Here is a 7,366-nt window from a genome sequence, read left to right as displayed (position 1 = left end):
GTCGAGGGTGCCCGCGGCGACCCGCCGGGCGGCGTCGCGCAGCCACATCCGGAACTGGGTGGCGACCTGGTCGTTGCGGGAGCGGCCCGCGCGCAGCTTGCCGCCCAGTTCCGCGCCCGCGCGTTCCAGCAGGCCGCGTTCCAACGCCGTGTGCACGTCCTCGTCGGCCACGGTCGGGGTGAACGCCCCGGAGGTGACGTCCTCGGCGAGCTGGTCGAGCGCACCGAGCATGGCGTCCAACTCGGCCCCGGTGAGCAGCCCGGCGCGGTGCAGCACCCGGGCGTGTGCCCGCGAGCCCGCGATGTCGTACGGCGCCAGGCGCCAGTCGACGTCGGTGGACGCGCTCAGCGCCGCCATCGCCTCGGCGGGCCCCTCGGCGAACCGCCCTCCCCACAGCTTCATGCGTGTGTACCCCTTCGTGCTCCGTGTGTCCCGCCGCCGACGTGGTCGCCGTAGGATGCCGTGAGGGGCACTTTCCCTGCATCGGACGCAGGGAAAGTGCCCCTCGCTGCGTGTGGCGCAGGAAATGTGCCCTTCACGGCACAACCCTGGTGCGGCGGCTCAGCCGTGCTTGCTCTGTTGGCGCTTGGCGGCGATCTTGCTGGGGAGGCCCCAGAGCTGGACGAAGCCCTTGGCCAGGGACTGGTCGAAGCTGTCGCCCTCGTCGTAGGTGGCGAGGTTGAAGTCGTACAGCGACTCCGCGCTGCGCCGCCCGGTGACGGTGCAGGTGCCGCCGTGCAGCACCATGCGGATCTCCCCGGTGACGTGCTCCTGGGCCTTGCCGACGAAGCCGTCCAGCGCGTCCTTCAGCGGGGAGAACCACAGGCCGTCGTAGACCAGCTCACCCCAGCGCTGCTCGACCTGCCGCTTGAACCGGGCGAGGTCGCGCTCGACGGTGACGTTCTCCAGCTCCTGATGCGCGGTGATCAACGCGATGGCGCCGGGCGCCTCGTAGACCTCCCGGCTCTTGATGCCGACCAACCGGTCCTCGACCATGTCGAGCCTGCCGATGCCGTGCGCACCCGCGCGGGTGTTCATCTCCTGGATGGCCTCCAGCACGGTGACCGGCCTGCCGTCGAGGGCGACCGGGACACCCTTGTCGAAGGTGAGCACCACCTCGTCGGGGGCCTGGAAGTGCACCGTGGGGTCCTGGGTGTAGGAGTAGACCTCCTTCGGCGGGGAGTTCCACAGGTCTTCCAGCACGCCGGTCTCGACGGCCCGGCCCCACACGTTCTGGTCGATGGAGAACGGCGACTTCTTCGTCACGTCGATCGGCAGGCCGTGCTGCTCGGCGTAGGCGATCGCCTTCTCCCGGGTCCACGCGAAGTCCCGGACCGGCGCGATCACGTTCAGATCCGGCGCGAGCGCGCCGATGCCGACCTCGAACCGCACCTGGTCGTTTCCCTTGCCGGTGCAGCCGTGCGCCACGGTGGTCGCGCCGTGGTACTTGGCGGCCTCGGCGAGATGCTTGACGATCAGCGGCCGGGACAGTGCCGAGACCAGCGGGTAGCGGTCCATGTAGAGGGCGTTGGCCTGCAGGGCGGGCAGGCAGTACTCGTCGGCGTACTCGTCCCGCGCGTCGGCCACCACGGCCTCCACCGCGCCGCAGTCGAGGGCCCGCTCGCGGATGGTCTCCAGGTCCTCACCACCCTGGCCGAGGTCGACGGCGACGGCGACCACCTCCGCCTTCGTCTCCTCGGCGATCCAGCCGATCGCCACCGAGGTGTCGAGCCCGCCGGAGTAGGCGAGCACCACCCGCTCAGTCATGTCCGTTCTCCTCACTCACGCTTGATGTCTCGTTCCGGGTCGTGCCCGTGTCGTGCCGGTCCGGGTCCGCGTCCGTGCCCGCCTCGGCCGCGTCCGACCGCAGTGCCAGTGCGGTGAACCGCTCGGCCACCTGGGCGCCCGTCAGCGGTTCGCGGGCGATCACCGCGACCGTGTCGTCGCCGGCGATGGAGCCGACGACCTCCTCCAGCGCGGCCCGGTCGATCGCGCTGGCGAGGAACTGCGCCGCCCCCGGAGGGGTGCGCAGCACCGTGAGGTTGCCCGAGCCCTCGGCCGAGACCATCAGCTCGGCCAGCAGGCGCGACAGGCGGGACGTGCCGCCCTGCACGCCGCGGACGGGGCTGCCGTCCTCGGGGATGACGTAGACCGGCGCCCCCGAGTCGGGGCCGCGGAGCTTCACCGCACCGAGTTCGTCGAGGTCGCGGGACAGCGTGGCCTGGGTGACCTCGATGCCCTCGGCGGCCAGCAGTTTCGCCAGCTCGGTCTGGCTGTGCACGGCGGTGCCGGACACCAGTTCGATGATCCTGGCCTGCCTGCTCGCGCGGTTCATGGTGGGGGTCACCGTCGCGTTCCGGGGCGGGCGCGCGGTCATCGGGACTGCTCCCGCAGCAACCACACCAGCAGTGCCTTCTGGGCGTGCAGCCGGTTCTCCGCCTCGTCCCACACCGCGCTCGCGGGCCCGTCCAGCACCTCGTCGGTAATTTCCCGGCCCCGGTGGGCGGGCAGGTCGTGCAGCACGATCGTGTCCCTGCCGGTGCGCGCCAGCAGGTCGGTGTTGACCTGGTAGGGCCAGAACGGCGACACGCGGTCCCGGCCGTCGGCCTCCTGTCCCATCGACGTCCACGAGTCGGTGGTGACCACGTCGGCCCCGTCGACGGCGGCGTGCGGGTCGGTGAACACGCGCGCACTGCCCCCGGTCTCGGCGGCCCGCTTGTCCACCGCCTCCCGCACCCACGGCAGCGGGTGGAAGCCCTCGGGGGCGGCCACGCGGACGTGCATCCCCGCGGTGACGCCGCCGAGCAGGAGCGAGTGCGCCATGTTGTTCGCGGCGTCACCGAGGTAGGTGAGGGTGAGCCCGGCCAGCGTGCCCTTGCGCTCGCGCACCGTGTGCAGGTCGGCCAGGATCTGGCACGGGTGGAACTCGTCGGTGAGCGCGTTCACGACGGGCACGTCGGACGCCGCGGCGAAGGCGTCGATGCGCTCCTGGCCGAACGTACGCCACACCACGAGGTCCACGTAGCGGGACAGGACCTTCGCGGTGTCGCCGAGGGTCTCCTCCCGGCCGAGTTGCATGCTGCGGCCGTCGACCACGACCGGGTGGCCGCCGAGCTGGGCGATGCCGACCTCGAACGAGAACCGGGTGCGGGTCGAGTTCTTCTCGAAAAGCACGGCGACGGCCGTGGGCCCGGCCAGGGCGTCGCCGAGCGGCTGCTGCTTCAGCTCGTCGGCGAGGTCGAGCACGGCGTTCTGCTCGTCGGGGGTGAGGTCGTCATCGCGCAGGAAGTGACGTGCGGGCATGGTCAGTCGTCCTTGTCCGGGTGGGCCTCGGGATCGGCCTCGGGGGTGGCCGGGGCGGGGTGCGCCGCGTCGAGTACGGCGGGCAGGTTCTTGACGAAGTTCCCGGCCTGTTCCCGGCCGAGGATCAGCGGCGGGGCCAGGCGGAGCACGTCCGGCTTGACCGGGTTGACCAGGTACCCCGCGTTCTGCGCGGCCGTGGCGACCGCCGCCGCGACGGGCTCGTGCAGCAGCACGCCGAGCAGCAGCCCCTCCCCCCGCACGCCGCGCACCAGCGGATGCTCCAGCCGCTCGATCCCGGCGGCGAGCTCCCCACCGAGGCCGGCGGCGTGCGCGAGCAGCCCGTCCGCGGTGATCGTGTCCAGCACCGCGAGCCCGGCCGCACAGCTGACGGGATTGCCGCCGAAGGTGGTGCCGTGCTGGCCGGGTCCGAACAGTTCCGCGGCGGGGCCGAACGCGAGGCACGCACCGAGCGGCAGGCCACCGCCCAGCCCCTTGGCCAGCGTCACCACGTCCGGGGTGATCCCGGCCCGCTGGTAGCCGAACCACGCTCCGGTGCGGCCGATGCCGGTCTGCACCTCGTCCAGCACGAGCAGGGCCCCGTGCCGTGCGGTTATCTCCCGCGCGGCACGCAGGTACCCCGACGGCGGGACGACGGCACCGTTCTCCCCCTGAACGGGTTCGACGACGAAGGCGGCGGTGTCGTCGTCCACGGCCGCGTCGAGGGCGGCGACGTCGCCGTAGGGCACGTGCGCGACGCCCGGCACGAGCGGCTCGAACGGGGTCCGCTTGTCCTCCTGGCCGGTGAGCGCGAGCGCCCCCATGGTGCGGCCGTGGAACCCGCCGTCGGTGGCGACGACCTTCGTCCGCCCGGTGCGGCGGGTGATCTTGAACGCGGCCTCCACGGCCTCGGCACCGGAGTTGGTGAACAGCACCCTGCCGTGGGCACCGGTTCCCTCCCCACCGGAGAGTGCGAGCAGCCGTTCGGCCAGGTCGAGAGCCGGTTCGTTGATGTAGAGGTTCGACGTGTGCCCGAGGGTGGCGACCTGGCGGGTCACCGCGGAGACCACGGCGGGGTGGGCGTGTCCCAGGGCGTTCACGGCGATCCCGCCCACCAGGTCGAGGTAGCGGTTGCCGTCCGCATCGGAGACCACCGCCCCCTCGCCCTCCCGCAGGGTCAGGGCGGGGGTGCCGTAGTTGTGCATCATCGTGGCCTGCCACCGCGACCGGTTGGCGACGTTGTCGCCGGTGTGCGCGGCCGGTGTCTCACCGGTCGTCATCGTCGACCCCCTCGTCCGGCAGGACCATCGTTCCGACGCCCCGCGAGGTGAACACTTCGAGCAGTACCGAGTGCGCGAGGCGCCCGTCGATGACGTGGGCGCGGGGCACCCCGCCACGGACGGCGCGCAGACACGCGCGCATCTTCGGGATCATGCCGCTGGCGAGGCTCGGCAGCAGCCGTTCGAGGCGGTCGGCGCCGATACGGTCCACCAGGGACGCACGGTCGGGCCAGTCGGCGTAGAGGCCCTCGACGTCGGTGAGCACGACGAGCTTCTCCGCGCCCAGCGCGGCGGCCAGCGCCCCGGCGGCGGTGTCGGCGTTGACGTTGTGCACCACGCCGTCCGCGTCCGGCGCGACCGTGGACACCACCGGGATCCGCCCGGCGTTGACGATGTCGCGCACCGCGTCCGGGTCGACGTCGGCGACCTCGCCGACGAGTCCGATGTCGACCGGCTCGCCGTCCACGGTCGCGTGCGTGCGTTCGGCGGTGAACAGGCCCGCGTCCTCGCCGGAGATCCCGACCGCGTACGGGCCGTGCGCGTTGATCAGGCCGACGAGTTCCCGGCTGACCTGGCCGACCAGCACCATGCGCACGACATCCATCGTCTCCGGCGTGGTCACCCGCAGTCCGCCCTTGAACTCGCCGTCGATGCCGAGCCGGTCGAGCATCGTGGTGATCTGCGGGCCGCCGCCGTGCACCACCACCGGACGCAGGCCCGCCAGCCGCAGGAACACCATGTCCTGCGCGAAGGCGTGCTTGAGGTCGTCATCGATCATGGCGTTGCCGCCGTACTTGACCACGACCCAGGCGCCGTGAAAACGCTGCAACCAGGGCAGGGCCTCGACCAGCACACCCGCCTTCTCGGCGGCGGTGGCCAGGCGTTCGTCGGCGGAGACGGTGTGTGCGGCGGCCGGATCGGTTCCGGAGAACTGGTTCGGTGTGGGGGTCATGTCGAGTAGGCCGAATTCTCGTGCACGTAGGCGTGGGTGAGGTCGTTGGTCCAGATCGTCGCCGACTCCCCGCCCGCCTTGAGGTCGACGGTCACGGTGACGGCGCGGTCGCCGAGGTCGACGGCGTCCCGCGGTTCGCCGGGGCCGCCGGCGCGGCAGATCCACACCCCGTTCACGGCGACGTCCAGGGCGTCGGGGTCGAAGACGGCGTCGGTGGTGCCGACCGCGGCGAGGATGCGGCCCCAGTTCGGGTCCCGGCCGTAGACGGCGGTCTTGAACAGGTTGCTGCGGGCGATCGCCCGGCCGACGGTCACCGCGTCGTCCTCGGAGGCGGCGCCGGTGACCTCGATCGCGATGTCGTGCTCGGCGCCCTCGGCGTCGCCGAGGAGCTGCTGGGCGAGGCCGTGACAGGCGTCGGTGAGCCGCGCGGTGAACTCCGCTTCGTCCGGGCGGGTTCCGGAGGCGCCGCTGCACAGCAGCAGCACGGTGTCGTTGGTGGACATGCACCCGTCGGAGTCGAGCCGGTCGAAGGTGCGCCGGGTGGCCTCCCGCAGGGCACGGTCGGCGGTGTCGGCGTCCACGTCGGCGTCGGTGGTGACCACCACGAGCATCGTGGCCAGCGCGGGCGCGAGCATCCCGGCGCCCTTGGCCATGCCACCGATCGCGTACCCGTCCCCGGAGCGCACGACCTCTTTGCTGTGCGTGTCCGTCGTCATGATCGCCTCGGCGGCGGCGGTTCCCCCGTCCGCGGCGAGTGCGCCCACGGCGGTCTCGATGCCCGTGGTCATCCGGTCGCGGTCGAGCTGTTCCCCGATCAGTCCGGTCGAGCAGACGACGACGTCGATCGCGCCCGTGTCCAGCCGCTCGGCCACCAGTTCGGCATTGGCGTGCGTGGTCTGGAAGCCCTCCGGGCCGGTGTAGCAGTTCGCGCCGCCGGAGTTGAGCAGCACGGCCTTCGCCCGGCGGTCCTGCAGGACCTGCTCGCTCCACAGCACCGGGTTGGCCTTGCACCGGTTGCGGGTGAACACCGCGGCGGCCACGTCCGAGGGGCCGTCGTTGACCAGCAGGGCCACGTCCCGGCCCGCGCTCTTCAGTCCGGCGGTGACCCCGCCGGCCCGGAAACCGTCGGGGGCGGTGACGCTCATGAGGTGACCTCCGGCACGGGGCTGTCGGGATGTGCTGTCGGGCGCGGGTTCGTGGGCCTGAAACGTCGACTCGCGGTCCTGGAGTGGCGACTCGCGGGCATGGGGCGGCGACTCGCGGGGGTGGGTGGGGTCACGGGGCGACTCCCGTGGTGGGGAGGGCCGTGGACTCGGGGAGGCCGAGGGCGAGGTTCATCGACTGGACGGCGGCGCCGGCGGTGCCCTTCGTGAGGTTGTCCAGGGCGGCGACCACCACCAGCCTGCCCGCGTCGGCGTCGACGGTCGTCTGCAGCTGCACGGTGTTCGCGCCGAGTGTGGCGGCCGTGCTGGGCCAGGTGTCCTCGGGCAGCAGGTGGACGAACGGTTCGTCGGCGTAGGCCTTGTCGTAGACGGCCCGGGCGGCGGCGGTGTCGGTCTCCCCCGCCAGCGGCGCGGTGGCCGTGGTGAGGATGCCCCGCGGCATCGGCGCGAGCACCGGGGTGAACGACACCGCGACGCGCGTACCCGCGGCGGTGGTGAGGTTCTCGATGAACTCCGGGGTGTGCCGGTGGGCGCCGCCGACGCCGTAGACGCTGGCCGAGCCCATCACCTCGGACCCCAGCAGGTGCGGCTTGAGGCTCTTGCCCGCACCCGACGTCCCGGTGACGGCGGTGACGGCGACCTCCGGCCGCACCAGCCCCGCCGCGAGCGCG

8 protein-coding genes are annotated in these 7,366 nt (G+C 72.5%); all 8 read right to left on the bottom strand.

All coding sequences use genetic code 11. The features are described 5' to 3' along the window. Positions 1–402: lyase family protein (locus tag SACHA_RS24890; protein WP_028662859.1), on the bottom strand; the 402-nt coding region annotated here is incomplete at its 3' end. Positions 403–561: 159 nt separating this feature from the next. Continuing rightward, a complete protein-coding gene (locus SACHA_RS0103845) occupies positions 562–1,767 on the bottom strand; it encodes an argininosuccinate synthase (RefSeq protein ID WP_020628591.1) in 1,206 nt (401 codons plus the stop codon). Further along, entirely contained in the window at positions 1,760–2,377 is a 618-nt protein-coding gene (locus tag SACHA_RS20150) for an arginine repressor (protein WP_019807365.1), read from the bottom strand. Before SACHA_RS20150 ends, SACHA_RS0103845 begins: the two co-directional genes overlap by 8 nt. Next, positions 2,374–3,303, bottom strand: a complete 930-nt coding sequence (gene argF / locus SACHA_RS0103835; RefSeq protein WP_019807363.1) for an ornithine carbamoyltransferase — start codon at positions 3,301–3,303, stop codon at positions 2,374–2,376. Before argF ends, SACHA_RS20150 begins: the two co-directional genes overlap by 4 nt. Positions 3,304–3,305: 2 nt before the next feature. Further along, on the bottom strand, positions 3,306–4,580 hold the full coding sequence (locus SACHA_RS0103830) for an acetylornithine transaminase (RefSeq protein WP_019807361.1): 1,275 nt from the start codon (positions 4,578–4,580) through the stop codon (positions 3,306–3,308). Next, a complete protein-coding gene (gene argB / locus SACHA_RS0103825; protein ID WP_019807359.1) occupies positions 4,567–5,532 on the bottom strand; it encodes an acetylglutamate kinase in 966 nt (321 codons plus the stop codon). Before argB ends, SACHA_RS0103830 begins: the two co-directional genes overlap by 14 nt. After that, a complete protein-coding gene (gene argJ / locus SACHA_RS0103820) occupies positions 5,529–6,677 on the bottom strand; it encodes a bifunctional glutamate N-acetyltransferase/amino-acid acetyltransferase ArgJ (RefSeq protein WP_019807357.1) in 1,149 nt (382 codons plus the stop codon). The genes argB and argJ overlap by 4 nt, the downstream gene beginning before the upstream one ends. A gap of 130 nt (positions 6,678–6,807) precedes the next feature. After that, a partial coding sequence (locus tag SACHA_RS20145) for an Asd/ArgC dimerization domain-containing protein (RefSeq protein ID WP_039737880.1) occupies positions 6,808–7,366 on the bottom strand: 559 nt, incomplete at its 5' end.

The sequence above is a fragment of the Saccharomonospora halophila 8 genome, assembly GCF_000383775.1.
Taxonomy (GTDB): Bacteria; Actinomycetota; Actinomycetes; order Mycobacteriales; family Pseudonocardiaceae; genus Saccharomonospora; species Saccharomonospora halophila.
Note: the sequence above shows the minus strand (reverse complement) of the source record. Positions and strands in the feature narration are given on the sequence as shown.

Coding starts and splice junctions, on each gene's coding strand:
- SACHA_RS0103845 (WP_020628591.1), bottom strand. CDS start 1,767: ATGACTGAGCGGGTGGTGCTCGCCTACTCCGGCGGGCTCGACACCTCG.
- SACHA_RS20150 (WP_019807365.1), bottom strand. CDS start 2,377: ATGACCGCGCGCCCGCCCCGGAACGCGACGGTGACCCCCACCATGAAC.
- argF (WP_019807363.1), bottom strand. CDS start 3,303: ATGCCCGCACGTCACTTCCTGCGCGATGACGACCTCACCCCCGACGAG.
- SACHA_RS0103830 (WP_019807361.1), bottom strand. CDS start 4,580: ATGACGACCGGTGAGACACCGGCCGCGCACACCGGCGACAACGTCGCC.
- argB (WP_019807359.1), bottom strand. CDS start 5,532: ATGACCCCCACACCGAACCAGTTCTCCGGAACCGATCCGGCCGCCGCA.
- argJ (WP_019807357.1), bottom strand. CDS start 6,677: ATGAGCGTCACCGCCCCCGACGGTTTCCGGGCCGGCGGGGTCACCGCC.